Origin of the sequence: Pseudomonas gorinensis, from assembly GCF_042015035.1 — a bacterium.
In the GTDB taxonomy this organism is placed as follows: domain Bacteria; phylum Pseudomonadota; class Gammaproteobacteria; order Pseudomonadales; family Pseudomonadaceae; genus Aquipseudomonas; species Aquipseudomonas gorinensis.
In genome coordinates, this window is the sequence record NZ_CP167125.1 from 3,541,086 (window position 1) to 3,563,960 (window position 22,875).

Consider the following 22,875-nt stretch of genomic DNA (forward strand, 5'->3'; position numbering starts at 1 on the left):
ATAGCGCATGCAGATCATCGTTGAGGACGGGAAGGGCAGGCCAGACGCGAATAGCTTCGTGCCGCTGGAGAAGCTGACCTTCTACCGCGACTACTACGGGTTCCGGATACCTGAAGCAGAGGCAGACCAGGTCGAACTACTGCTGCGCGCCGCTGACGACATCAACGGACGCCAGTGGAAAGGGCGCAAGGCCAAGTCGCAGCAGGCAATGGCCTGGCCTCGGCGTGACTGCAAGATCGAATACCAGACGCTGTCCGAGACGTTCGTGCCCTTTGAGCTTGAGTGGGGCCAGGTGCGGCTGGCGGTCGAGCTATACGCTTCCGAGCAAGGCTTTCAGGTCGAGGAGCCGACGCATTGCACAGAGCCCAATGGCCGGTGCGCGCTGCTTAATCGCGATACACCCGGCCTTCGCATGCGCCCGCCGCCATATGCCCCGAGCAGGACGCAGTTCGCGGACTTTCTCGTAATGCGAGGTCTTCTAGTAGTTTCCTGAAGGGGCCAAGCTCACTTCACCCAGTGAAATGGCTCGATTTTGTTGAATAATGGAAGCTTCCGACCGCGCATGAACTCGTCGCCCTGATCTGCAATGTAATCCAGCGCAAGGACCGGACGGTAATATCCGGGAAAATCACGCTTAGAGCGACGGAAAATGCCTGTTTGTTCAAGCGCATCAACTACATCGGAAGTTGCTTGCATCGTGTTTTTGTACGGTGAGTCTTTCGGTAGAAACTGCGTTCTTAACAAATATTCAAGGGAGCCCAGTTGGTTGTTTTCAAACTTATCCAAGGTTTGCTGTCGAGCGTTTATCGACATGCTGATTATGGAGGCCCGGCGGCAAAAATCGACCAAACGAATCAGATCGATTTCGGCGCCTGGGCCGCCATATGGAAGCCGAATTTTGAGCCCGTCTGAGCTGATCAGGCTAGATGCAACAGTCAATTCTTCAGGTATGTCTTTATCCTTTATCAGGTCAAGATAGGCTTGGTAGGGAAGCACAGCGAAAACCGGTTTTTCCTGATCGTTCAATATGAATTGGACATTTTTACTCATGACTATTTCCTTTATTTGGTTTGTGTATATAAGATAAACCAAATAAATGAAATTATCCATAGACGTTGCTAAATCTTTTTCTTACGTCTTCGAACCTCGGCTGAGCCGGGGTTTTTTTATGCCCGTCAGGCGGGCCAACCAAGTCCCCAGGGGATACCTATGCCATTTGAATTTGACCCGGCCGCCGCTGGCCTCACCCTCGACGCAACTCAGACCGCAGCCCTCCAGGAGGCGCTTGGCGGAAAGGTTCAGGAATACCTGGACAAGGAAGTAACCGGCCTCAAGTCCAAGAACCAGGAGTTGCTGGGCTCGAACCGGACCATCAAAACCGAACTGGACAAGCTGAAGGGGCAGTTCGAAGGCCTGGACATCGAGGCGGTCAAAGGACTGCTGGCTAAGGTTGGCCAAGACGAAGAAACCAAACTCATCGCCGAAGGCAAATTGGACGAGGTGATCACCCGCCGTACCGAGCGCCTGCGCAGTGACTACGACACCAAGCTGGCCGCAGAGAAAACCCGTGCGGACAAGGCCGAGCAATTCGCCGCCAAGTACAGCGACAAGGTGCTGGCTGATTCAATCCGCGCTGCTGCCATCAAGGCCGGCGCGCTCCCTGAGGCTGCCGAGGACATCATCCTGCGCGCCCGTGGCACTTTCAAACTCAGTGAAGACGGTGAGGCAATTGCCACCGACCGTGACGGCGAGGTCGTTTACGGGAAGGACGGGAAAACCCCGCTTTCGCCGCTCGAATGGGCGGAATCGCTGCGTGAAACAGCAACACACCTGTGGCCAAGGGCTCAGGGTGCCGGGCAGACCGGCGACAACGGTGGCAAGGCCACGAAAAAGTGGGGCGAGTACACGGAAACCGAACGCGCTGCGATCGCCCGTGACAACCCCGAGCTATTCAAGAAAATCCAGGCCACCAAAGGAACCTAATTCATGCCAACTACCCAACTGACCGACATCTTCGTCGGTGACTATTACGCCTCCCTGGCACCGGTCAACAGCCCGGAAAAGACCGCTGTGTACGAGTCGGGCATCGTGACCCGCTCGCCTGTGCTGGACGCGATCGCCTCCGGCAGCCAGGGCACCGCCGAGATCAGCTACTGGCAGGATCTCAACGCTGATGAAGCCCCGAACATCAGCAACGACGACCCGAACGACCAGGGCGAAGTCGGCAAGGTCACCCAGGACAGCATGCGTGCCCGGGTTCTGTATCTCAACAAAGGCTACGGCGTTACTGACCTGACCGCTGAACTTGCGAACAGCGAGCCTCAGCAGCAGATCCGCAACCGCTTCGGCACCTACTGGACTCGCCAGTGGCAGCGTTACACCCTGGGCGCGGCTCGCGGCATCATCGCCTCGAACATCGCGAACAACGGCGGTGACATGGTCATCGACGCAGGGGCGACCATCAGTGCGAACGCGTTCCAGGACGCTGCTTTCACCGCCGGCGATGCTGCCGACCAGTTTGGCGCGATCGGCGTGCACTCGGTGGTGATGAACCAGATGGTCAAGCAGGACCTCATCGAGTACCTGCGTGACTCCGACGGCAAGATCATCCTGGCCACCTACCTCGGCAAGCCAGTGTTCATGGACGATGCCCTGGTGTATGGCGCGGGTAAGTACCTGTCCGTGTTCTTCGGCCAGGGCGCTTTCGGTTACGGCGAAGGCACGCCGAAGGTGCCGGTAGAGCTGGAGCGTAAGCCTGGCGGCGGTAACGGTGGTGGTGCCGAAGTGCTGTGGGAGCGGAAGACCTACATCCTCCAGCCTGCCGGCTTCAGCTGGAAGGGTTCCGAGGCTCAGAACCTCAGCCCAACCGCGACTCAGTACGCCGCTGCCGCGAACTGGCAGCGCGTGTTCAGCCGCAAGCAGGTTCCGTTCGCCGCTGTGATCAGCGGTACCACCACGCCGTAATTCGGCCCACACAGCCTGGCGCCGTATGGCGCCGGGATGCTTTTGAGGTGACCCATGAAAGTGATCTACACGAACAAGCCGGGCAAAGAACGCGGCGTGTGCTACCGCCTGCTCAGCGAATTCTTCGGTGTCATCGGCTCCGCTACCGAGGTGGTGGTCGATGGCGATGCCCCGGACATCTACGGCGCCTACCAAGCGGCCGGCATCAAGGTGTCCGACGGCAAGGAGCCAGAGAGCAAAGAAACCGACCCTCTGAAAATGAAGGTCCCCGAGCTGAAAGAATGGCTGACCGAGAAGGGCATTGCCTTCGACCCGTCCGCCAAGAAAGAAGACCTGCAGGCCCTGGTGCCGGCGGAATAAGGACAAGCACATGACCGATTACATCACCGTTGCCGATGTTGACGCCCAGCTCGGTCCTGACTGGGCCGGCACCGGTGATCCGGTCCTTGCTGTGACCATGGCCAATGCCTGGCTCACGGCCAAGATTAAGCGGGCTGTTCCCGATCCGGTTCCGGCCGAGATCAAAACAGCCGGCGCCCAGGTCGCCAAAGAGGCGGCGGCGGGCAAGCTGTACACGACCACGCAGAAGGAAGTGCAGAGCAAGACAGTATCGGCTCAGTCCGGTACGTCCGTGAGCAAGACCTACGTGGCAGGCTCTACCGATCAGTCGGCGGGCGTGAACTTCGCCCTGGCCCTGTTGGCTCCGTGGATCACGCGCTCCGGCGTGATGATGCTGAAAAGGATCTGATCATGGGCATGCGCGAAGAGATCCAGGCCGAACTGGCTGAAGCGTTCGACGACCCCGATGGCCTGGCCGACGCGGTCAAGCCGTTGACGGGCTTGCGCAAGGTTGCGGGCGAGTATGACCCTGACCTGGGAGGTGAAACTCCAGACACCACCGTCACTTACATGGGGCGCGGTGTTCAGGGCAGTTACCTTTCCAAGGAAATCGACGGATCCCTCATCCAGACCACCGACAAGAAGCTGCTGGTGCTGCAAAACGAACTCTTCGTGTCGGAGGCCGGTGTGCCGACGGCGGTACCGGCTGCCCCGGCCATCGGCGATATCGTCAACGGTCTGCGGGTGATGAACGTGTCTGCGGACCCTGCTGATGCTACGTGGACGGTGCAACTGAGGAAGTGACGTGGCGAACAAATACGCGAGCATGAACGGCAGCTTTGCCGAGAACATCCGCGATTTCGCCGAGCGCGCCCATGCTGGTATTGACGCAACCATCCGCGAGATCGTCATCGAGATCGGCAGCAGCGTTATCCGCATGTCACCGGTGGGCAATCCAGAGATCTGGGCTGCTAACGTCGTTCTCCGTCAGGCGAACAAGCGGGCCGCCGATGACTACGACTTCAAGGTCGCGGTGCGCAACACGATCATCAACCTCAACGAATCAAACTTCACCAAAGCTGGGAAACTGCGGCGCGGGGTGAAGTACGCCAAGCCCCTGACCAAGACTGAGCGCGACCAGAACTTCAACGTGAACGGCCTGGTGGCCGGCAAGGATTACGTGGGCGGGCGGTTTCGCGGGAACTGGCAGTTTTCCATCGGCGTGCCGGCAGAAGGCACCCTTGACCAGGTCGACCCGGCGGGCGGCGTAACGCTGGCCAAGCTGAAGTTGCAGGTGGAATCACTCACTGCCGGCCAAACTGCCTACATCGTCAACAACCTACCCTATGGCGTTCCATTGGAATATGGGCACTCCAAGCAAGCGCCCGGGGGGATGATCCGAATCACTCTGGCCCGCTTCCAGCAGATCGTCGACGAAGCCACAAGGAACAACCAGGTATGAGCCACGCCATTATCGCGTCGATCTACGAGGCCAAGTTGCTTGCCTGGAGCAAGGCGCGGGCAGAGCCCATCAAGGTCGTGTTTGAGAATATCCAGTATGACCCTGCGGACGGCGAGACCTACATTCGAGCATTCGCGCTACCAGGCGATACCGCCAGTAGTACTCTTGCTGGCGACCATCGGGCGTTCATCGGCGTGTACCAGGTCAGCATTGTGGCCCCGGCCGGCACCGGCAAGGCCAAGACAAACCCACTTGTGGTCGAGTTGACTGGTCTGTTCCGGCTGTATGCCCGAGACATGAAGAGCGGCGTCACAGTGGTCACCATGTCGCCGGTAGAGCAGGGGCCAGGGATCACAGACGCAGCGACATACATGGTTCCGGTCTCTTTCGAGTATCGAGCAGATACCGGATCATAGCTGGTTTGTTAGTACCCACTGAGCCTCAATCCGCGATATTGCCTATGCGGCTATAATCGGTTCCTTTTTCCCAAGGACCGGCAGATGACAAGTTTGGAAGACCTGATAGACAGCCGAGACCCCGCGCTACCCCTCATTGAAAAAATGTTGGGAGAAGCCGCCTTGAGTTATCAGTTGCTCCCTCCGTCCACTGATAGAGCTCGTGTTCTTTCCGGCCTGCAGATTACAACTAGATCTCCGCTGGGGGCGGTAGCCTACGAGACTGGTGGTCTGCTCATTGATCACGGCTGGTTACGCTTGATCGGCTCCGGCCATCCGCAATTGCCCCGAAATCTTGTTGATTGGAACAAGGGCCGTGCCGATGGTTATTTACTGGTCGCCGACGATGCTGCTGGAGGGTTCTTTTCCATCAACGGCGGCGGTCTGGGCGATGATGTAGGAGCGATGTATTACTGGGCACCCGATACATTGCGGTGGGAGCAGTTGGATATTGGTTATACCGACTTTTTGGGTTGGGCCTTAAGTGATCGGCTCGCTACTTTTTATGACGGCCTGCGCTGGGATGGCTGGCGTCATGACCTGCAGGGATTGAAAGCAGATCAGTGCTTTTCATTCTTTCCGTTTCTCTGGACTAAGGAAGGCTCAATCAACGAAAGCAGCCGCACGCTGATCGATGTCGGTGAGCAGTTTGAGATAAACGTCGAGTTAGCTTCCAAACTCGACAAACCAGATTGATGGACAAATTGAGACACCTGCGTCCTTCACTCAATGAGTGCTACTCCAACATAGAACATTCAGCTTCCGGGATGTTGCCTTACGAAGAATAGCTAGTCAGCTGTATCGGCATCCACCGCTCCTACGGTTTACCAATGAACCCGCCTCTGTGCGGGTTTTGTCATTTCTGAAAAGAGGAAACACCCATGCAAATGCCCAACGGCGCCACTCTTGAGATCGCGTCCATCTACGGCACGGCGATCCCATTCACCGCTCTGACCAACGCCAATCCAGCCGTCGCGACTGCTGCGGCGCACGGCCTGGCCGAGGGTGACATTATTGCCGTCAATTCTGGCTGGACGCGCCTCGATGGCCGCGGAGTTCGAGTTGGAGAAATCGCCAGTGGCACGTTTGCCCTGGAGGGCGTGAATACCACCAGCGTTCAGCAATACCCGGCCGGCTCGGGCATCGGCTCTGTCCGCGAGGTAACAGCCTTCACCGAGATCTCTCAGATCACCGATATGAATTCCAGTGGTGGTGATCAGCAGTTCCTGACCTTCGGCTTCCTGGCCGACGATGATGATCGCCAGATGCCGACCACAAAAAACCCGATCACGCTGACCTTCACGGTCGCTGATGATCCGTCCAAGCCTTACGTGGCGGTGTGTGAAGCTGCTGACGACGACAAGCAGGCTCGCTTGCTTCGCCTGAACCTGCCGGGCGGTAGCAGCATTATCTACAACGGCTACGTGTCCATCACATCGACCCCGACCATGTCCCGTAACAACCTGATGACCCGTGTTATCAGCCTGGCGCTGACCGGCCGCCCAACCCGTTACGCGGCTGCGGTGTAACCCATGGCTAAGTTCAAGTTGATTCAGAAACCGACCTTCAAAGCGCCGGTGATGATCCAGCGGGCGGGCTACAGCGCCGAAAAGGTGGAGTTCGAGTTCAAGTATCTGGACCGTACCGCACTGGCAGAGCTTTACACCGCCTGGAACGAGCGGCATGACGAGTTGAGCAAGCAGGTTGGGGACATGGACCTCAACGCTTTCACTGCCGCTCAAATTGACCTGCAGGTTGATCAGCTCCTGGCGGTGGTGGTCGGGTGGGATATTGAAGAGAAATTTACATCCGAAAACGTGCGCATCCTCGTCAACTCGATCAACTCAGCCCCAAAGGCTGTGCTGAATGCCTATGCAGAAGCCTTCAGTGAAGCTCGCCTGGGAAACTCCTAAGCGCCTCGCGCGCGCTGTATGAGCCAGGGCCATCAGATGCAGAACTGATGGCCTTCGGTTTGTCTCGTCAAGACATTCCTGACAAGGAAGTAGGCATCTGGCCCGACAACTGGGACGCCTTCAAAGTCTTCGAGGCCATGAGCACCCAGTGGCGCACAGGCGCGTGCGGCGCAACAGGCATGGACTACAGCGTTCTCTCCGGGGTGATTCGGATGTGTGGCGTACCGATCAGCCAGCGACAAGCCATATTCAGCGACTTCCGCCGTATGGAGGCTGAAGCCCTGCAGGTGATGGCGGAACAGAGAGAAAACAAATGAGCACCAACTTCGCTTCCCTGGGTATTGCGGTCGAGTCGTCGCAGGCCGCAAAGGCTGCTGACGATCTGGATAAGCTGGTCGATTCAGCTGAAGGCGCCCAGAAGGCCATTGATGAGCTGGGCAAAACAGGTGAGGGCCTGGCCAACACCGGCAAAAAGGTTTCCCAGGCAGAAGCGGACGTTGCGCAAAGCATCGATAAATCCACCGTAGCCAGGGATCGGCAAGCTGGAGCAAGTCGCAAGGCAACTGACAGCGCAGTAGCGGAAATCAGTGTCATCAGCCAACTAGACAAGGCGATGACGGGCAACATCTCGAGCATGGAGTCGTTGGTTCAGGCAGAGGGCTTGCTGGAGCGGGCCCGAAAGGGCGGCTTGGTCACCATCGAAGAGCAGGCGAAGTACCAGGACCAACTGGGAAAGGCCTACGACAAGATTGAAAAGGCAGAAGCCAAAGAGCTGGCGCAGAAGCAGAAGCTGATCGAAGCGGAAAATCGTCAGATTGAGGCGATGAAGCGTACCGTCAACGGGATTGACCCGGTGACCGCCAAGTTAGCGAAGCTTGAGGCTCAGGAGAAGGCGCTCAACGACTTGCATAAAGCTGGTCAGATCGACGCTGAGCGCTACAACGAGGTTCTGGCTAAGATCGGGAAGGACCGGGCGGGGCTGACTGAAGCCGCTAGCGCCTTCGACAAGCTGAAGCTCGGCACCCGCCAAGCTCAAGAAAACGTCATGCAGCTGGCTAACGCCATCCAGGCAGGCGATTTGGGCAGTGGGGCACGCGCGATCGTTCAGTTGGGTGCTGGCGCCGGTGAATCGGCGAAAAGCCTCGCAGGGATGCTGATTCCGGCCAGCCTACTGGTCGCTGTAATCGGCTCGCTGGGCTACGCCTACTTCGATGCAATGAAGCAGGCGCGCGAGTTCAATGCCGCTATCAATGGCGGTACGAATGGTGCCGGGCAGACCATCGCCAGCCTGAAGGACATGGCCGACGGCGCTGGGCGTGTCACCGGGAACCTGTCTGGTGCGCGAGAGGCCGTTGTTTCGCTTGCGTCTGGCGCGGCCACCAGCGGTACACAGATGCGCAATCTGGCTGAAGCTGCAGCCGCAGTTAGTGAAGTTACCGGTCAGGGGGCGGGTGAACTCGCCAAATCCTTTGCGAACGCTGGTGATACAGCAACTGAAGCCGCCAGCAAGATCAGCAGTCAGTACGGATTGATCACCCTCGAGCAGTACCAGGTGATCAAGGGACTGGATGACCAGGGCGAGAGCCAGCGTGCCCTGGATACGCTCAGCGAAGATTTGAATCAGGCCGCCTTGACGCGCCTGAAGACCTACCGTGAGTCGTTATCTGATGTAGAGCGCGACTGGGACAAGATCAAGAACGCCATCAAAGGCGCGTACGCAGAAGTCCGGTCGGAGATATTCCCTGACCTGGCCAAGCAGGTCGAGATCACCCAGCGCGTTCTAGATACCCGCAAGGGCGGCGGAGTTGCGGGCGCTATCTCTAACGGGCTGAGTTCTTTGAACTCGGCTCTTGGGCTAGGCACCGGTGAGCATGACGACTCAACTGAGGCGCTTGAGAAGAAACTTGCCGACCTGAAGGCCAGGCAGACTGCCAGCGCTAACCTTGCAATCGTCACCGGTGAAAACGCCGACGCAAACCAGAAGGCAATCGAGGCTCAGAAAGCGCTGGATGCGCAACTCGACAACGTCAACCCTCTGAACAAGCGCAAAGCGGGGCTGGAAAAGCTTAACAACCAGTTCAAAGCGCTTTACGAGAATGCAGAAAAGGCAGGGCAGAAGTCGCCACTGCTTGATGGCGTGAGCTACGACGGCAAAAAGTTTTCCGGTGGCGCGTACGACATTCTGTTGAAAGGCCTTCAGGATAAAAACAAGGACCCGAAAGCGGCCGGGTCCCAGGTCGATTTGACCAGTTTCAACAACGCCAAGAACGACCTGGCGGCGATCACCGACACCTACAAGAACTACCAGAAGGAGCTGGAAGCGGCTCAAAAGGCCGGGCTGCTGTCAGAGGAAGACTATCTGCTGAGGCGCCAGGCGCTGATCGGCAATCAGCTCGACCAGACAACGGCTGCCTACGAGGCCGAGATCGCCGCCCTTGAAGCCGCCAAGGGGAAGAAGAGCACTTCGGCCGCGCAAAGCATCCAGCTGGACCAAAAAGTCGCCGACGCGCGTGCTGGCATGGTCAAGGCGCAGAAGGATGCCGACAGCCAGCTTGAAGTGCTGGCTACGAACGAAACCGGGCGCCTGGCAAAGCAGGAGCGGGCGATCAGCACGTACGTGCAGGCGTTGGGGCAGCAGCAGCGAGCCCTAGAGCTCGCTGGGCAACGTGCCGTACTCGGCGTGGTCCAGGGTGACCGCCAGAACGCGCTCAGCGGTGAACTGAACAGCCAGCAAGACCGGTTTGCTCAGCAGTCCCTGGAGTTGGCCAACCAGAAGTCCGACCCGTCGCGGAATATGTCGGAGGAGGAATTCAAGCGCAAATCCCAGGCGCTCGCAGACGCGAACAAGGCAGCAACGGACCAGATTCGGCAGAACTACGCGGATGTCGAAGCGGCACAGGGCGACTGGACAAATGGTGCTACATCAGCGTGGGCAAACTATCTGGATTCGGCACGTAATATCGCCGGTCAGACCAAAACCCTGTTCGGCAACGCGTTCAGCTCCATGGAAGACGCAGTGGTCAACTTTGCGATGACTGGGAAGCTGTCCTTTGCTGACTTCGCCAAGTCGGTTCTCGCGGACATGGCTCGTATCGCAACCCGTCAGGCTAGTTCGACGCTGTTGAGCAGCTTGTTTGGAGCGGGCCTAAGTTACTTCGGGGGCGGTGGTGGTAACGGGTTGGCGGCAGGGTCTGCCGGGGCCGCATCGTCAAATCTGGGCGCGTCGGCCGGAGGCTACTCGGGCAGCTACTTCCCGCAAGCCAAGGGCGGTGCCTGGTCGGGCGGCGTGCAGATGTTCGCCGACGGCGGCGCGTTCACCAACTCCGTCGTCAGCAAGCCCACGGCTTTCGGGATGGCCAATGGCAAAACCGGCGTCATGGGTGAGGCTGGTGAAGAGGCGATCATGCCATTGACCAGGACATCCAGCGGCAAGCTCGGCGTCATGGCGATGGGCGGCGGCGGGGCTGGCGGAACGCAGATCAATGTCGAGGTACATATCGACGGCGACGGAAACGCATCGTCAACGGCTGATGCGCCAGGCTATGACCTCTTCGGCAAGGAGCTGGCGACGTTCGTAGAGCAGAAGTACCAGGAACTGCGGAGCAGGGACATGCGCCAGGGCGGCGTCATCAACAACGCAATTAAGGGGCGATGATGGCTATCGAACGATTCACCTGGGCGACGGAGAAGGGCGCGGAGGGCGATATTACCCAGCGCGTCCGCTCCAAGCAATTTGGCGATGGCTACGAGCAGTCGGTCGAGGATGGCCTCAACAATCGGTCGCAATCCTGGCCCGTGACCTTCACGGGCTTGAAGGGGCGCATTAAGGACATCATGGCGTTCCTCGACCGGCACAAAGGGGCGAAGGGCTTCCTCTGGGAGCCGCCCCTGGGTGAGCTTGGCCTCTACAAGTGCAACGGCTACAAGCCTGTGCACCGTGGCGGCCAGGTCTACGCCATCACCGCGACATTCCAGCAAACCTTTCATCCCTGAGATAACCGACCATGGCACTGATCACGGACATCCAGAAACTGGAGCCCGGCGGCGAGATTCGCCTGTTCGAAATTGACGGTACCGAATACGGCGCCGATTACCTGCGCTTCCACGGTCATGCCATCCCGCACACTCCAGAGGAATTGCTGGCCTATGAGGGCTCGGAAGAGGATCTGCCCGCCAAGTCGATTATTTGGCAGGGCCAGGAGTACGCGGCCTGGCCGGTACAGATTGAGGGGATTTCCTCGAGTAGCGACGGCACAGCCTCACGGCCAACATTCGCCGCCGGCAACGTCAACGGCCGAGTCACCGCGCTGTGCTTGGCCTTCGAGGACATGCTCAAGTTCAAGCTGACGGTCCGTGAGACGCTGGCCCAGTACCTGGATGTGGCGAATTTTCCGGAGGGCAACCCGACTGCTGACCCGACTCAAGAAGCGCTGGAGATCTGGTACATCGACCAGAAAACCAGCGAAGACGGTGAGGCGGTGGTGTGGGAGCTGTCTTCCCCGGGTGAGATCGATAACCACGGGCTGCCTGGCCGGCAGATGACGACGTTCTGTCACTGGGCCATGACCAACGGCTACCGCGGGCCTGACTGCGGCTACACCGGTGCCGCCATGTTCGACGATGAGGACAACCCCACGGATGACCCGGCCCTGGACCAGTGCAAGGGCTGTCTGTCGTCCTGCAAGCTGCGCTTCGGCGAGAACAACGAACTGTCTTTCGGCGGATTCCCCGCCGTATCCCTGATTGCCCGGAGCTGACCATGCGCAAGCACATCATCGCGGCCATCCAGGCGCACGCGGCGGCCCAGTATCCGAAAGAATGTTGCGGCCTGCTGCTGGCCATCGGTCGAAAGCAGAAGTATTTCCCGTGCCGAAACATCGCCACCGAACCGAACGAAGAGTTCCGGCTGGATCCAGAGGACTACGCCTCGGCGGAAGACGTGGGCGAAGTTATCGGCATCGTTCACTCGCACCCGGACGCCACCAGCAGGCCGTCACCGCATGATCTGGCTATGTGCGAGGCCACTGCCTTGCCCTGGCACATTTTGTCGTGGCCCGAGGGCGACATGCGCACGATCACGCCCACGGGTAGCACGCCGCTGCTCAAGCGCCCGTTCGTGCACGGCGCCTGGGACTGTTGGCAGGTCTGCGCTGACTGGTATCAGCGGGAGTGGGGGCTGGAGTTCGAAGCCTTCCCGCGCACCGATGGCTGGTGGGAAAGCGCGGAGAACGCCAGCCTGTACGAGGAGAACTACGAGGCCGCTGGTTTTGTACGCGTCGACCGACCGCAGCGAGGGGATATGATCGTTATGCAGGTTGGTCGTACTGTTCACCCTAACCACGCTGGAATTTACCTTGGCACAGACCCGTCGCTGCCTGGTGAGGAGTCAGGTGTTTTCGGCCAGGGCCCATTCCTGCTGCACCACCTGTACGGGAGGCCGTCCGAGATCATCGTCTACGGCGGACCATGGCACGACCGGACACGCCTGATCCTCAGGTATAGAGGTCACCTACAGCCAGACCATTACGCCCCCATGACCGCGGTGCGCGCTGGAAAAATAGCAAGCAGTCGCAACGACTGGACGTTGAATCCGGCATTCTGCTGGTAGGTCTCTGTTTGAAACAGCCGCCTATTTTTACACTCATATCAAAGTCATATTTCTTTATGTGTGCGCTATCGAGCCGAATGTATTCATTTGAGGTGTCTTGATTAGCTTGATTTTTGTATAGCGGAGTTATGGTTCAGACTCGCAAGGCAATAATTCATAAGCTCATAAAGAGAGAGAGTTTAATGAAAATTAAAGTAATGAATGTCTCGTCAGATACAGTTACGACCTCAAGCTTTTTTGGGGCGGCCAGTTGAGAGTTCGTCGGAGGACCTATGGACGCATTACGTAGCATCAAGCTTTCCACGCGATTAATTTCTGCATTTGTAGTGTGTGCGATTATCACCTTGGGAGTAGGGGGATTAGGGGCCTCGGGCATAAAATCACTAAAGGCAACAATAAACGAAATCGTTAGCAATAACCTTGTATCTGTTAACAATACGGCTAATGCACGCGCGCTTGCTTTTTCGTATTCCAGGGATCTACATGCTGCCCTGCTGTATAAATACTCTAAAGCAGAGTCGAGCAAATTTGACGCCGCAGTGCAATCCATGTCCGACGGTCAAAAGGAAGTTGATCGGCTTTTCAAGGAATACCGCCAGACACCTCTCGCCGATGACGAGCGTGTGGCAGGTGATCAGTTCGAAAAAGACTGGCCTGCCTATGTGCAGGGGGCGAATAAAGTGATCGCACTGGCGACGGCGGGCGACCTTGATGGCGCTACGCAGCTATTCCAGCAGGAAGTTTCGCCGGCCTTCAAAGCCATTAATGAAGAGCTTAAAGTCATTGTTGCATCCAACTATCGCCAAAGCGGTGAGATCGCAGATACGGCAGAGGCCGTTACTACGAGCGCTTACTGGATATTGGGCATAGGGGTAATGATAGCCTTCCTGGCCGCCATCACTTTGGGGATGATCATCACGCGCTCGATCACGCGGCCGCTTTCCATGGCTCTACGCAGCGCTGAGGAAGTGGCGGAGGGTGACCTTTCTAAACATATTGAAGTTAGTGGGCGAGATGAGGTCAGTGTACTGCTGAGTGCGCTGGACAAAATGCAGCAAAACCTCCGGACCACGGTCAAAGAGATTGGCAGTGCTGCTGACCAACTGGCCTCTGCATCTGAAGAGCTTAACGCCGTCACGGAGGAAAGCTCACGCGGCCTAACGCGACAGAATGATGAGATTCAGCAAGCGGCGACGGCAGTGAACGAAATGACTGCGGCGGTGGAAGAGGTAGCCCGAAATGCGACAGGCGCTTCTGAAGCCTCTGAGCAAACCAGTCATAGTGCTGTGCAAGGGCGTGATCAAGTGCGCAGAGCCGTTAGCTCTGTGGGGGCAATGGCTGATGAGATTTCAAACTCAACCGGCAAGGTTGAAGTGCTTGCAACCCGTGTCAACGAGATCACAAAAGTACTTGAGGTGATCAGGGCCATTGCGGAGCAGACAAATCTACTGGCCCTGAACGCGGCCATCGAAGCAGCAAGGGCGGGTGAGCAAGGTCGCGGGTTCGCGGTTGTAGCCGATGAAGTCCGAGCACTTGCCCATCGGACCCAGGCGTCGACGGCGGACATCGAGTCGATGATGCAACAGGTTCGTTCGGGGGCAGAAGAAGCGGTCCTCGCGATGAATAAAAGTAAAGAGCTGGCAGCCGATACGCGGGCGCAGTCAATTGAGGCTGGCCAGGCCCTTGACCGCATCACTGAGGGTGTTTCAATCATCAATGAAAAGAACCTCGTGATCGCAAGTGCCGCTGAAGAACAGGCTCAGGTTGCACGTGAGGTTGATCGTAATCTGGTCAATATTCAGGATCTCTCCACGCAAACAGCGGCCGGGGCACATCAAACCAATGCTTCGAGCTCCGAACTGTCGCGACTGGCGACGTCGTTTGGCGTGCTGATCAGCCGATTCAAAGTTTAAGCGATGAGGTTGCTGTCCCTCTGTGGTATTCGCTGCGATTGCTATCCGTGCTGGGCTATTTGCATCCGCTCCCTCAGTGCTACAGTCCCGCCAAACCAAAGAGGGAACGACATGCGGATTTTGATAGCGGCGGTAGCGGTGGCGATGCTAGCGGGATGTGTATCGCCAGGGGATCTTGAGTCGAAGGATCCGAGCATTGCCGCCAGTTCTGCCAAAGACCCAAAAAAGTACGCGCTCTGCGTATTTCCCAAATGGCAGGACGCGCGCAGCGACGTGACGATGTCAGAGACTGAGTACGGATACCGCCTTGTTGCTGCAAGCAACAACATGACAGATGAGCTGCTGAGTATCCGCAAGGTTTCAAGCGGCAGCTCGGTGAAGCTGTTTCAACGACTGGCATGGGGTCCTGGATGGGGCAGAAGTGACATGGAGAAGGCAGTCCGGAACTGCCTCTGAGTAAAATTAAAAACAAGCCGCCTCCGGGCGGTTTTTTTACGCCTGGAGTAAATATGGCCGCGCTGAAAATTGAATACCAACCGCTTACCACCGTCGTCCTCTACGGCCAGCTACGGCGGTTTGGAAGGTCATTCCGGCTGTCTGTGCGCTCACCAGCAGAAGCGATTAAGGCTCTCTGTGTACAGATTCCAGGTTTGGAAAGGTTCATCTCAAACGCCAAGTCGCGGGGCATCGAGTTTGCTGTGTTTCGCGGATCGAAGAACCTTGGCGCTAAAGAGCTGGATTACGCAGGGACGGAAACGATTCGCATCGCCCCAATCATTACTGGCAGCAAGAGAGCGGGCCTTCTTCAAACGATCGTCGGCGTGATCTTGATCGCCGTTTCTTTCATCCCAGGTTTTCAAGCTCTTGCTGCTCCGGGCATTGCACTCGCTGCCGGCGGTGTAATCCAAATGCTCAGCCCCCAGGCCGGCGGCCTAAAGACCAGCGCAGCACCAGAGAACACCCCCGGCTACGCCTTCGGTAGCGCCAAGAACACAACGGCCTCCGGCAATCCTGTCTCGCTATGTGCAGGCCGCCGGCGCTGGGGTGGCGCGATCATCAGTGCCGCCATTTACGCCGAAGATCAGATGTAGCCAATACCCGAAAAACTGAAGCCGCCCAAGAGGCGGTTTTTTATGCCTGGAGAAAAGCATGGGCGCAGCACGCAAGATCGATGTTTATGGCGCCAAGGGCGGTTCCGAGAAGCCTAAAACTCCAACCGAGGCACCAGACAGCCTGCGTTCCGTCGCCATTGCGAAAATGCTTATTGCCGTAGGTGAGGGCGAGTTTGATGGTGCACCTACCGCCAAGGACATCTTCCTCGACAATACGCCGCTGCAAGACCCGCAGGGGAACATGAACTTCCCGAACGTGAAATGGGAGTGGCGCAGCGGGGCTGTCGACCAGTCCTATATCCAGGGCATCCCATCGGTTGAGAATGAAACAACCATCAGCACCGAGCTGCGCAGCGGCACGCCCTGGGTTCGAGCGATCACCAATACCCAGCTATCGGCTGTACGTGTGCGCTTTGCCTGGCCTGCGCTCCAATCGGTGGACTCCGGCGGCAACATCAACGGTTACGCGATCGGGTATAAAGTCGAACTAGCGACGGATGGGGGCACGTACCAGGAGGTTTTGAACGAGGCCGTGTCCGGCAAGACCACCAGCCTGTACGAGCGAACCCGACGCATCAATCTGGCGCGCGCGACAACCGGGTGGCTGCTGCGCATCACTCGACTGACGGCCAACCAGAACAACAACAAAATCTCCGACACCATGCAGATTGCCGGCTTCACCGAGGTGATCGACGCGAAGATTCGATACCCGAACACCGCGCTGCTTTACATCGAGTTTTCTGCCGAGCAGTTCCGTAGCATTCCTGCGGTGACGATTGATTGCGATGGCCGCAAGTGGCAGGTGCCGAGCAACTACGACACCAGGTCACGCACTTATGCAGGCGTCTGGGACGGAACATTCAAAGAGGCCTGGACCGACAACCCCGTTTGGCATACTTACGGCATCACCACGAACGACCGTTTCGGCTTGGGCCGCCGCATCAAGCCGTGGATGGTGGACAAGTGGGAGCTCTACCGCATCTCGCAGTATTGCGACCAGCTGGTTCCGGACGGGAAGGGCGGCATTGAACCGCGCTTCCTCTGCAACTTGAACCTGCAGAGCAAGGCTGACGCCTGGTCGCTGCTGCGCGATATCTCGGCGATTTACCGGGGCATGACCTACTGGGCCCAGGGCCAGGTATTCACGCTGGCGGATATGCCGCGGGCTACCGACTTCGACTTCGCCTACACCCGGGCGAACGTGATCGACGGCAAGTTCACCTACTCGAGCGCGTCGGAGCGCACCCGGTACACTCGCGCGTTGATCAGCTACGACAACCCGCTGAACAATTACGACACCGACGTCACTGCCGTTACGGATGCCAAGCTTCAGCGCCGCTACGGCGACAACCCGCTGGAAATCAGCGCCATCGGCTGCACCCGAGAATCCGAGGCCCAGCGCCGAGGCAAGTGGGCGCTGCTCACCAACTCCAAAGACCGTGCCGTCAATTTCAAGGTCGGCCTCGACGGGCGCATCCCGCTGCCTGGCTACGTGATCCCGATCGCCGACGAACTCCTGGCCGGTCGGCCGGTGGGCGGGCGCATTGCTGCGGTGAACGGGAAGGTCATCACCCTGGACCGCGACACCCAAGCCAAGCCCGGCGACCGGCTTATCCTCAACCTGCCCGACGGCAAGTGTGAGGGCCGTACCGTACAGCAGGTCAGTGGCCGGCAAGTCACTGTAACCGTTGAATACTCCGTTGCGCCTGAGCGCGAACTGGTGTGGGCGCTGGATGCTGACGACCTGGCTATCCCGCTTTATCGCGTGGTCAGCGTCGCGCGGCCGGAGCCTGGCGTGTTTGAAATATCGGCCGTGCAGTACGACCCGAGCAAGTTCGATCACATCGACACCGGGGCGCGACTGGAGGCGCGCCCAATCAGCGTTGTGCCGATCACCGTCGTTCCTGCCCCGGCGAGCGTCGATATCACGTCGAACTACTCCGTGGATCAGGGCCTGGCTATCAGCACCATGAACATCTCCTGGCCTGCTGTGGCTGGCGCTGTCGCGTATGACGTGGAATGGCGCAAGGACAGCGGCAACTGGATCAAGCTGCAGCGCACGGGCGCGACAAGCGTTGACGTCACCGGCATTTACTCGGGCGCCTACCTAGCCCGGGTGCGTTCGGTGAGCGCCTTCGAGATCTCTTCGGTCTGGAAAAGCTCCAACCTGACCAACCTGGAAGGAAAGGTCGGATTGCCGCCGGCGGTGGCGTTCCTGACCACTACCAGCGAACTTTTCGGCATCGGCATCAAATGGGGCTTCCCACCAGGGTCGGAGGACACCCAGCGCACTGAGTTGTGGTATGGCCAGGCCAATGACTTGTCGGTGGCAACCAAGTTAGCTGACCTGGCGCACCCCCAGGCGGATTACAGCATGCAGGCGCTTCAGGCTGGCGCGCAGTTCTTCTTCTGGGCGCGTCTGGTGGACCGGACCGGCAACATCGGCCCGTTCTATCCCGTAGACAACGGCGTGATGGGGCAAGCCAGTGCAGACGCTGGCCCGATCCTGGAAATGCTCGCTGGAAAGATCAGCAAGACCGAGTTGGGCCAGGACCTGATCAGCGAACTGGATGGTTTGCAGGATCAGATCGACGGCCTCGATAGTCTTGGGGCGTACGTGCCTACGCAGGTGTACCTGCAAGGTCAGATGGTGGTGGCTGGCGATCGCATCTACCAGGCGAAGCAGGAGGTGCCGGTCAGCAACCCGCCGCCCAACGCCACGTACTGGTTGGATGTAGGGCAATCGGTGGAGACGGCCAATGGCCTGGCGCAGCAGGTCGCAACGAATACCGCAGACATCACTGAACTTGACGGCGTGGTTTCAGCCCAGGCCAGCACCACCAACGCTCTTCGTGCTTCTACGCGCGATGACAGTGGTAGTGGGGCGAAGGCAGACGCATTGAAGGGATGGGCCAACACGGCCGCGATCGTCGAAGAAGCCAAGGTTAGAGCTTCGGATATCGAGGCCGAGGCGACCAAGACTACGCATTTGCAGGCAACGGTGGGCCAGAATACGTCTGCCATTCAGGAAACCTCAAGCGCGCTGGCCAACACCAACGGGCAGTTGCAAACCCTATGGTCGGTGAAGATGGAGACCACCGCCGGGGGCCAGAAGTACGCCGCAGCGTTTGGCCTGGGCCTGCAGGTAGATCCGTCTGGAGTGTCGTCGCAGTTCGTGGTCAGGGCTGACACGTTCATGCTGCTGAACCTGGCGAACGGTGTGCCGGTGTCGCCGTTCTCGGTATCTGGTGGACAGACCTTTATCCGCTCGGCTTTCCTGGAGGACGGGTCAATCACCAACGCCAAGATCGGCAACTACATCCAGTCCAACAACTATGTGGCTGGCGTCAGTGGTTGGAAGCTGTTTTTCAACGGAACGTTCGAGATCAATAGCGCTTTGGGTGCTGGTCAGGCACGCCAGGTTATCAACAATGCAGGCGGCAAAGTTTTCGACGAGAACGGCGTTAAGCGTTATCAGTGGGGAGATTTGTCCGCATGAGCTACGGAGCGAGAGTTTGGGGGCCGACCGGCCTCCTTGAGCTCGATGAAAATTCCTTTACGGTTCGGGTTGTTCATTCCGAGATAGTTCAGGCGGGCGTACCTGCACCAGGTAGAGCTCGATATATATCTATCCCAGGTGTTAACCCCGCAACGCACTCTGCTATTTGCATTCCTATTGCCGCGTATGACACATCCGCCCAAAGCAATTACTCGATTCAGTACACGCCGATTGTATCTGTTGATGGAGTTACGGTGTATTACGGTTATCCTGGTAGGAATACCGGCCCCCTTGGACTAAGTGCTCAGAGGCTTCTTGTTATGAGGATCAGGTAATGTCTTTTGGTATTCAGTTTTCAAATAATAGCGACGTTGTCGTACTTGACTCTGAATTTTCAAGGCTTGTCGTTTTGTACAAAGGCAGTTGGGTTAATGGAGGAAGTGGGGTTAGCGTTTCATTTCCTTCTGTTATAAATTCATCTGAGCCGCCACTAGTATTTGTGCGCCCTTCCCAGTCTTGCACAATGTGCTTTTGTCTTGTTAATGGGTCGGCCGGTGCTTGGACCGGTTTTTCATTTAGAGGTATTGTGGGTGAATCTTCGTCAGGTAAGTGGTTTTGCGCGGCTTTTCAATCTTCTCCAACCGCAACATACGGTTTTAGGGTGTGGGATGGTGCAGCGAAGCTTTTGTTTGATAATGGGACTCCTTGCGCTCAATTTACCAGAACAATTACTGGATGGTCTTATCTTGGGTCGTCCCCTACCGGGCAAGGAACATCTAGGCTAAGTTGGACAGCTTACACCCCGCTTGATACTGGCGACTATATGCTTCTGAATAATGTCGCAATGGATGTGGCGGGAGGGACATCTCGACAAGGAAATATGTATGCTGTGTGGGATTACGCAAATAATAGGTTAGTCATGCAAGTTGTTGGGGTTGATATTCTAACAGCGCTATATACGCCTGTAGCCTTCGCTAAACCTATTTCATAGGATCTAATTGGAGGCTGTTTTCCATAGCCGCATTGTTCTTTTTTTAAAATCTGGAGAAAAATATGGTTTGGCAGAGGGCTGGAACGGTATCAGTTCAAAACGGGAGTAACACCGTTATAGGGGCGAACCTGGATTTTGCAGCGAGTTGCAGAAATGGTGATTCATTCGTCGGGCCTGATGGCGCAACCTATGAGGTTGCCAACGTTGCCAGCACCACGGTGATTTCGATCCTGCCAGCATATAAAGGGCCTACAGTTACCGGCGCCGCTTACTCAATCATGCCGGTGCAGGGCTATGACAAGCTTCTGTCAGATGCCTTCAATAGCTTGGTAAACCAGTTTGGCATCAAGCTCGCTGCACTTGGTACAACAGGCAACTATGAGATCTTACCGATAGAAAAAGGAGGAAATGGCAATGCAACTGGCACTGCGGTCAAGCTGTCCTCCTCCGTAATGGTCGGGACGGTATCACAGTCCGGGGGCGCGCCGACCGGATCGATAATCGAACGTGGCTCGAACTCAAACGGCGAATATACTAAGTTTGCTGATGGAACTATGATCTGTTGGCGGACCGCAATATCCTTAGCTGCAACGGCCAATGTTACTGCCGTTGCTCCTTACAATTTTCCTGCGGTTTTCTCGTCAAAACCGAGCATGACCACAACCATGGAATTCCCTTTAAGCAACGATAACGTGAACATTACAAGGGTAAGCTCAGTGGCAACTTCGGGCAGCGGTGGTTACACGCAGTTAAAGGCTGATGTAACTCAAAGCTACATGCTCTCATATGTATCAATCGGCAGGTGGTTCCAATGATCATAAAGCTATGTCCGCAGCGACGTGATGACGTTCTTGTTTTGAGCAAGCGCAGCGATGTTTTAACAATTAACGGAGAGCGCTTCGACTTTCGTGCACTTCCAGAAGGGGCGGTGCTGCCGGGCTCGGCAGTAGATTGCGACTTCGTTGTAGGTGATGTCACCCGACTCAACGGCGAACTCATCATCACGCTTCTGCTGCCGTGCGGCCCAGAGGCCACTGACTCTGCCAACTTCCCCCTCGACATAGTCAGCCCGCCTGATGGCAACGTGAGTCTGCCCAAATGAATATTGATTTCAGCAAGATGAAGACCGTAGATCAATTGCTGGCCGATAAAGCCCAGATCGATCTTGATGCTGTGCTGAGCAATCGCCGGACAGCCTACCTTTCAGAGTCTGATCCGTTGCGCCTGGAGGCAGACTACGACGCCCTGAGCCAGGGGCTTGAGCCTGACTACAGTGCATGGCTTGCATCGGTTGCGGCGATCAAGGCCCGATTCCCGCTGCCGGTGAGCGCCGAAGCCTTAGATGCCTGAAGCCAAATCAGCACCGAGGCCCGCCATGAGCGGGTATTTTTTTGCCTGGAGAAAAGCATGCCTATCACTGAGCAGCAGTTACTGCAGATCCTCCCGAACGCCGGCCGCCAAGCCGGCATTTTTGTTCCTGCCCTGAACACAGCCATGAACCGTTACGGCATTGTCGGCTCACTCCGGGTTGCCGCTTTCATCGCCCAGATCGGGCACGAGTCCGGCCAGTTGCGCTACGTGCGCGAGATCTGGGGCCCCACTGCGCAGCAGCTTACGTACGAAGGCCGTGCCGATCTGGGCAACACGGTGAAGGGCGACGGCTCCAAGTACCGTGGCCGGGGTCTTATCCAGATCACCGGCCGGGCGAACTACGCGGCGTGCGGCGAGGCCCTGGGCCTTGACCTGATCAATCGGCCCGAGCTGCTCGAGCAGCCGCAGTACGCCGCGATGTCGGCGGCCTGGTTCTGGTCTACCCGTGGGTTGAACACCCTGGCGGATCGGGGCGAGTTCGTGAAGATCACCCGGCGCATCAATGGTGGGCTCACCGGTCAGGATGATCGCCAGGCGCTGTACGACCAGGCGCTGAAGGTGCTGGCATGACGCCGGTGCAGAAGCTGGTCGGTCTGGTGGTGCTGATCCTGGTGCTGATGGCCACCGCCGCCGGCGTCACCTGGCAGGTGCAGGACTGGCGCATGGGCAAGAAGCTCGCGGAGCAGGCCGGCCTGCATAAGGATGACCTGGCCGCCATCAGCAATGCCGCCGCCGCCCAGGTGCGCGCCGAGCAGGGCAAGCGCTTGGCCATGGAGAAAACCGTGGCTGAAGCTGATCAACAACATACTCGAGAACTCTCCGATGCCCAACGTAACCAGGCTGCTCTGCGCGATCGCCTTGCCACTGCTGATGTGCGGCTGTCAGTCCTTCTCGACGCCACGGACTCAGCCAGTGGCTGCAACGTGCCTGCCACCCCCGGCGCCGTCGGCGTGGTTCATGCAGCCCGTCGAGCCCAACTTGACCCAGCGCATGCTCAACGAATTATCGCAATCACCGACGACGGGGATAACGCCGTGATCGCGCTGCGGGCGTGCCAGGCCTATGTGAGGGAAGTGAATTGATAGGGATTTTATTTAGTCGGAAGGATGTCAGAGGAGCATATCGATCGACCTCCAGATGAGGCGCGTCTGCGCTGAGTTCCTATAGGGGATAGTGAAAGAGAATTTCAGTCGGCGGTTATGGTTTGTTGTTAGTTGATATAGCCTGATCTGGAAATGATTAAAAAGC

Annotated in this window: 27 protein-coding genes; 26 read left to right on the forward strand and 1 reads right to left on the reverse strand. The window is 57.6% G+C overall.

Going from position 1 to position 22,875, the window contains the following annotated elements:
• Positions 1 to 7 precede the first annotated feature (7 nt).
• The gene (locus AB7933_RS16160) at positions 8 to 493 is read left to right on the forward strand and encodes a DnaT-like ssDNA-binding protein (RefSeq protein ID WP_024075268.1); all 486 of its coding nucleotides are present in this window, start codon (positions 8 to 10) and stop codon (positions 491 to 493) included.
• A gap of 11 nt (positions 494 to 504) precedes the next feature.
• Here AB7933_RS16160 and AB7933_RS16165 read toward each other — a convergent pair whose 3' ends face one another.
• Positions 505 to 1,050, reverse strand: a complete 546-nt coding sequence (locus AB7933_RS16165) for a hypothetical protein (protein ID WP_102643055.1) — start codon at positions 1,048 to 1,050, stop codon at positions 505 to 507.
• Between the two features lie 159 nt (positions 1,051 to 1,209).
• Between AB7933_RS16165 and AB7933_RS16170 the strand changes: the two genes are divergently transcribed.
• The 25 genes from AB7933_RS16170 (at position 1,210) to AB7933_RS16295 (ending at position 22,709) form a co-directional block, all read left to right on the forward strand.
• A complete protein-coding gene (locus AB7933_RS16170; protein ID WP_024075270.1) occupies positions 1,210 to 1,983 on the forward strand; it encodes a hypothetical protein in 774 nt (257 codons plus the stop codon).
• 3 nt (positions 1,984 to 1,986) lie between these two features.
• Positions 1,987 to 2,964, forward strand: a complete 978-nt coding sequence (locus AB7933_RS16175; protein ID WP_024075271.1) for a major capsid protein — start codon at positions 1,987 to 1,989, stop codon at positions 2,962 to 2,964.
• 54 nt (positions 2,965 to 3,018) lie between these two features.
• Positions 3,019 to 3,324 carry a HeH/LEM domain-containing protein gene (locus tag AB7933_RS16180; protein ID WP_024075272.1) on the forward strand — a complete coding sequence of 102 codons (306 nt, stop codon included), beginning with the start codon at positions 3,019 to 3,021 and terminating at the stop codon, positions 3,322 to 3,324.
• Between the two features lie 10 nt (positions 3,325 to 3,334).
• Entirely contained in the window at positions 3,335 to 3,712 is a 378-nt protein-coding gene (locus AB7933_RS16185; protein WP_024075273.1) for a hypothetical protein, read from the forward strand.
• Between the two features lie 2 nt (positions 3,713 to 3,714).
• Positions 3,715 to 4,107 (forward strand): hypothetical protein, encoded by a 393-nt coding sequence (locus AB7933_RS16190; protein WP_024075274.1) that lies wholly within the window; start codon positions 3,715 to 3,717, stop codon positions 4,105 to 4,107.
• 22 nt (positions 4,108 to 4,129) lie between these two features.
• On the forward strand, positions 4,130 to 4,765 hold the full coding sequence (locus tag AB7933_RS16195) for a hypothetical protein (RefSeq protein WP_041161196.1): 636 nt from the start codon (positions 4,130 to 4,132) through the stop codon (positions 4,763 to 4,765).
• Positions 4,762 to 5,181, forward strand: a complete 420-nt coding sequence (locus tag AB7933_RS16200; RefSeq protein ID WP_024075276.1) for a phage tail terminator-like protein — start codon at positions 4,762 to 4,764, stop codon at positions 5,179 to 5,181. The genes AB7933_RS16195 and AB7933_RS16200 overlap by 4 nt, the downstream gene beginning before the upstream one ends.
• A gap of 84 nt (positions 5,182 to 5,265) precedes the next feature.
• Positions 5,266 to 5,916, forward strand: a complete 651-nt coding sequence (locus tag AB7933_RS16205) for a DUF2625 domain-containing protein (protein ID WP_024075277.1) — start codon at positions 5,266 to 5,268, stop codon at positions 5,914 to 5,916.
• A gap of 185 nt (positions 5,917 to 6,101) precedes the next feature.
• The gene (locus tag AB7933_RS16210; protein ID WP_024075278.1) at positions 6,102 to 6,749 is read left to right on the forward strand and encodes a phage tail protein; all 648 of its coding nucleotides are present in this window, start codon (positions 6,102 to 6,104) and stop codon (positions 6,747 to 6,749) included.
• A gap of 3 nt (positions 6,750 to 6,752) precedes the next feature.
• Positions 6,753 to 7,133: a phage tail assembly chaperone gene (locus tag AB7933_RS16215; protein WP_024075279.1), complete on the forward strand. Its 381-nt coding sequence runs from the start codon at positions 6,753 to 6,755 to the stop codon at positions 7,131 to 7,133.
• Between the two features lie 47 nt (positions 7,134 to 7,180).
• Positions 7,181 to 7,450, forward strand: coding sequence for a DUF1799 domain-containing protein (locus AB7933_RS16220; protein ID WP_024075280.1), 270 nt, complete (start codon positions 7,181 to 7,183; stop codon positions 7,448 to 7,450).
• Positions 7,447 to 10,788, forward strand: a complete 3,342-nt coding sequence (locus tag AB7933_RS16225) for a phage tail tape measure protein (RefSeq protein WP_024075281.1) — start codon at positions 7,447 to 7,449, stop codon at positions 10,786 to 10,788. Before AB7933_RS16220 ends, AB7933_RS16225 begins: the two co-directional genes overlap by 4 nt.
• Complete coding sequence (locus AB7933_RS16230) at positions 10,788 to 11,126, forward strand: phage tail protein (protein WP_024075282.1); 339 nt, start codon at positions 10,788 to 10,790, stop codon at positions 11,124 to 11,126. The genes AB7933_RS16225 and AB7933_RS16230 overlap by 1 nt, the downstream gene beginning before the upstream one ends.
• An 11-nt stretch (positions 11,127 to 11,137) precedes the next feature.
• On the forward strand, positions 11,138 to 11,890 hold the full coding sequence (locus AB7933_RS16235) for a phage minor tail protein L (protein ID WP_024075283.1): 753 nt from the start codon (positions 11,138 to 11,140) through the stop codon (positions 11,888 to 11,890).
• A 2-nt stretch (positions 11,891 to 11,892) separates the two neighbouring features.
• Positions 11,893 to 12,741 (forward strand): C40 family peptidase, encoded by an 849-nt coding sequence (locus tag AB7933_RS16240; RefSeq protein ID WP_024075284.1) that lies wholly within the window; start codon positions 11,893 to 11,895, stop codon positions 12,739 to 12,741.
• A gap of 272 nt (positions 12,742 to 13,013) precedes the next feature.
• A complete protein-coding gene (locus AB7933_RS32500; RefSeq protein ID WP_024075285.1) occupies positions 13,014 to 14,654 on the forward strand; it encodes a methyl-accepting chemotaxis protein in 1,641 nt (546 codons plus the stop codon).
• Between the two features lie 111 nt (positions 14,655 to 14,765).
• A complete protein-coding gene (locus AB7933_RS16255; protein WP_024075286.1) occupies positions 14,766 to 15,110 on the forward strand; it encodes a hypothetical protein in 345 nt (114 codons plus the stop codon).
• Positions 15,111 to 15,163: 53 nt separating this feature from the next.
• A complete protein-coding gene (locus AB7933_RS16260; RefSeq protein WP_024075287.1) occupies positions 15,164 to 15,745 on the forward strand; it encodes a tail assembly protein in 582 nt (193 codons plus the stop codon).
• A gap of 58 nt (positions 15,746 to 15,803) precedes the next feature.
• Positions 15,804 to 19,265: a host specificity protein J gene (locus tag AB7933_RS16265; RefSeq protein WP_024075288.1), complete on the forward strand. Its 3,462-nt coding sequence runs from the start codon at positions 15,804 to 15,806 to the stop codon at positions 19,263 to 19,265.
• A gap of 334 nt (positions 19,266 to 19,599) precedes the next feature.
• Entirely contained in the window at positions 19,600 to 20,256 is a 657-nt protein-coding gene (locus AB7933_RS16270) for a hypothetical protein (protein ID WP_024075289.1), read from the forward strand.
• Between the two features lie 62 nt (positions 20,257 to 20,318).
• Complete coding sequence (locus AB7933_RS16275; protein ID WP_024075290.1) at positions 20,319 to 21,071, forward strand: hypothetical protein; 753 nt, start codon at positions 20,319 to 20,321, stop codon at positions 21,069 to 21,071.
• A complete protein-coding gene (locus tag AB7933_RS16280; RefSeq protein WP_102643054.1) occupies positions 21,068 to 21,358 on the forward strand; it encodes a hypothetical protein in 291 nt (96 codons plus the stop codon). Before AB7933_RS16275 ends, AB7933_RS16280 begins: the two co-directional genes overlap by 4 nt.
• Complete coding sequence (locus AB7933_RS16285; RefSeq protein WP_024075292.1) at positions 21,355 to 21,606, forward strand: hypothetical protein; 252 nt, start codon at positions 21,355 to 21,357, stop codon at positions 21,604 to 21,606. Before AB7933_RS16280 ends, AB7933_RS16285 begins: the two co-directional genes overlap by 4 nt.
• A gap of 57 nt (positions 21,607 to 21,663) precedes the next feature.
• The gene (locus tag AB7933_RS16290; protein WP_024075293.1) at positions 21,664 to 22,197 is read left to right on the forward strand and encodes a glycoside hydrolase family 19 protein; all 534 of its coding nucleotides are present in this window, start codon (positions 21,664 to 21,666) and stop codon (positions 22,195 to 22,197) included.
• A complete protein-coding gene (locus AB7933_RS16295; protein ID WP_024075294.1) occupies positions 22,194 to 22,709 on the forward strand; it encodes a lysis system i-spanin subunit Rz in 516 nt (171 codons plus the stop codon). Before AB7933_RS16290 ends, AB7933_RS16295 begins: the two co-directional genes overlap by 4 nt.
• Positions 22,710 to 22,875 lie beyond the last annotated feature (166 nt).

Excerpts from the sequence above, each read along its gene's own strand:
- AB7933_RS16180 (WP_024075272.1), top strand. The coding sequence starts at position 3,019 with ATGAAAGTGATCTACACGAACAAGCCGGGCAAAGAACGCGGCGTGTGC.
- AB7933_RS16275 (WP_024075290.1), top strand. The coding sequence starts at position 20,319 with ATGGTTTGGCAGAGGGCTGGAACGGTATCAGTTCAAAACGGGAGTAAC.
- AB7933_RS16200 (WP_024075276.1), top strand. The coding sequence starts at position 4,762 with ATGAGCCACGCCATTATCGCGTCGATCTACGAGGCCAAGTTGCTTGCC.
- AB7933_RS32500 (WP_024075285.1), top strand. The coding sequence starts at position 13,014 with ATGGACGCATTACGTAGCATCAAGCTTTCCACGCGATTAATTTCTGCA.
- AB7933_RS16220 (WP_024075280.1), top strand. The coding sequence starts at position 7,181 with ATGGCCTTCGGTTTGTCTCGTCAAGACATTCCTGACAAGGAAGTAGGC.
- AB7933_RS16265 (WP_024075288.1), top strand. The coding sequence starts at position 15,804 with ATGGGCGCAGCACGCAAGATCGATGTTTATGGCGCCAAGGGCGGTTCC.
- AB7933_RS16230 (WP_024075282.1), top strand. The coding sequence starts at position 10,788 with ATGGCTATCGAACGATTCACCTGGGCGACGGAGAAGGGCGCGGAGGGC.
- AB7933_RS16270 (WP_024075289.1), top strand. The coding sequence starts at position 19,600 with ATGTCTTTTGGTATTCAGTTTTCAAATAATAGCGACGTTGTCGTACTT.
- AB7933_RS16215 (WP_024075279.1), top strand. The coding sequence starts at position 6,753 with ATGGCTAAGTTCAAGTTGATTCAGAAACCGACCTTCAAAGCGCCGGTG.
- AB7933_RS16195 (WP_041161196.1), top strand. The coding sequence starts at position 4,130 with ATGAACGGCAGCTTTGCCGAGAACATCCGCGATTTCGCCGAGCGCGCC.
- AB7933_RS16285 (WP_024075292.1), top strand. The coding sequence starts at position 21,355 with ATGAATATTGATTTCAGCAAGATGAAGACCGTAGATCAATTGCTGGCC.
- AB7933_RS16185 (WP_024075273.1), top strand. The coding sequence starts at position 3,335 with ATGACCGATTACATCACCGTTGCCGATGTTGACGCCCAGCTCGGTCCT.
- AB7933_RS16170 (WP_024075270.1), top strand. The coding sequence starts at position 1,210 with ATGCCATTTGAATTTGACCCGGCCGCCGCTGGCCTCACCCTCGACGCA.
- AB7933_RS16175 (WP_024075271.1), top strand. The coding sequence starts at position 1,987 with ATGCCAACTACCCAACTGACCGACATCTTCGTCGGTGACTATTACGCC.
- AB7933_RS16235 (WP_024075283.1), top strand. The coding sequence starts at position 11,138 with ATGGCACTGATCACGGACATCCAGAAACTGGAGCCCGGCGGCGAGATT.
- AB7933_RS16290 (WP_024075293.1), top strand. The coding sequence starts at position 21,664 with ATGCCTATCACTGAGCAGCAGTTACTGCAGATCCTCCCGAACGCCGGC.
- AB7933_RS16165 (WP_102643055.1), bottom strand. The coding sequence starts at position 1,050 with ATGAGTAAAAATGTCCAATTCATATTGAACGATCAGGAAAAACCGGTT.
- AB7933_RS16210 (WP_024075278.1), top strand. The coding sequence starts at position 6,102 with ATGCAAATGCCCAACGGCGCCACTCTTGAGATCGCGTCCATCTACGGC.
- AB7933_RS16205 (WP_024075277.1), top strand. The coding sequence starts at position 5,266 with ATGACAAGTTTGGAAGACCTGATAGACAGCCGAGACCCCGCGCTACCC.
- AB7933_RS16260 (WP_024075287.1), top strand. The coding sequence starts at position 15,164 with ATGGCCGCGCTGAAAATTGAATACCAACCGCTTACCACCGTCGTCCTC.
- AB7933_RS16255 (WP_024075286.1), top strand. The coding sequence starts at position 14,766 with ATGCGGATTTTGATAGCGGCGGTAGCGGTGGCGATGCTAGCGGGATGT.
- AB7933_RS16280 (WP_102643054.1), top strand. The coding sequence starts at position 21,068 with ATGATCATAAAGCTATGTCCGCAGCGACGTGATGACGTTCTTGTTTTG.
- AB7933_RS16240 (WP_024075284.1), top strand. The coding sequence starts at position 11,893 with ATGCGCAAGCACATCATCGCGGCCATCCAGGCGCACGCGGCGGCCCAG.
- AB7933_RS16190 (WP_024075274.1), top strand. The coding sequence starts at position 3,715 with ATGGGCATGCGCGAAGAGATCCAGGCCGAACTGGCTGAAGCGTTCGAC.
- AB7933_RS16160 (WP_024075268.1), top strand. The coding sequence starts at position 8 with ATGCAGATCATCGTTGAGGACGGGAAGGGCAGGCCAGACGCGAATAGC.
- AB7933_RS16225 (WP_024075281.1), top strand. The coding sequence starts at position 7,447 with ATGAGCACCAACTTCGCTTCCCTGGGTATTGCGGTCGAGTCGTCGCAG.
- AB7933_RS16295 (WP_024075294.1), top strand. The coding sequence starts at position 22,194 with ATGACGCCGGTGCAGAAGCTGGTCGGTCTGGTGGTGCTGATCCTGGTG.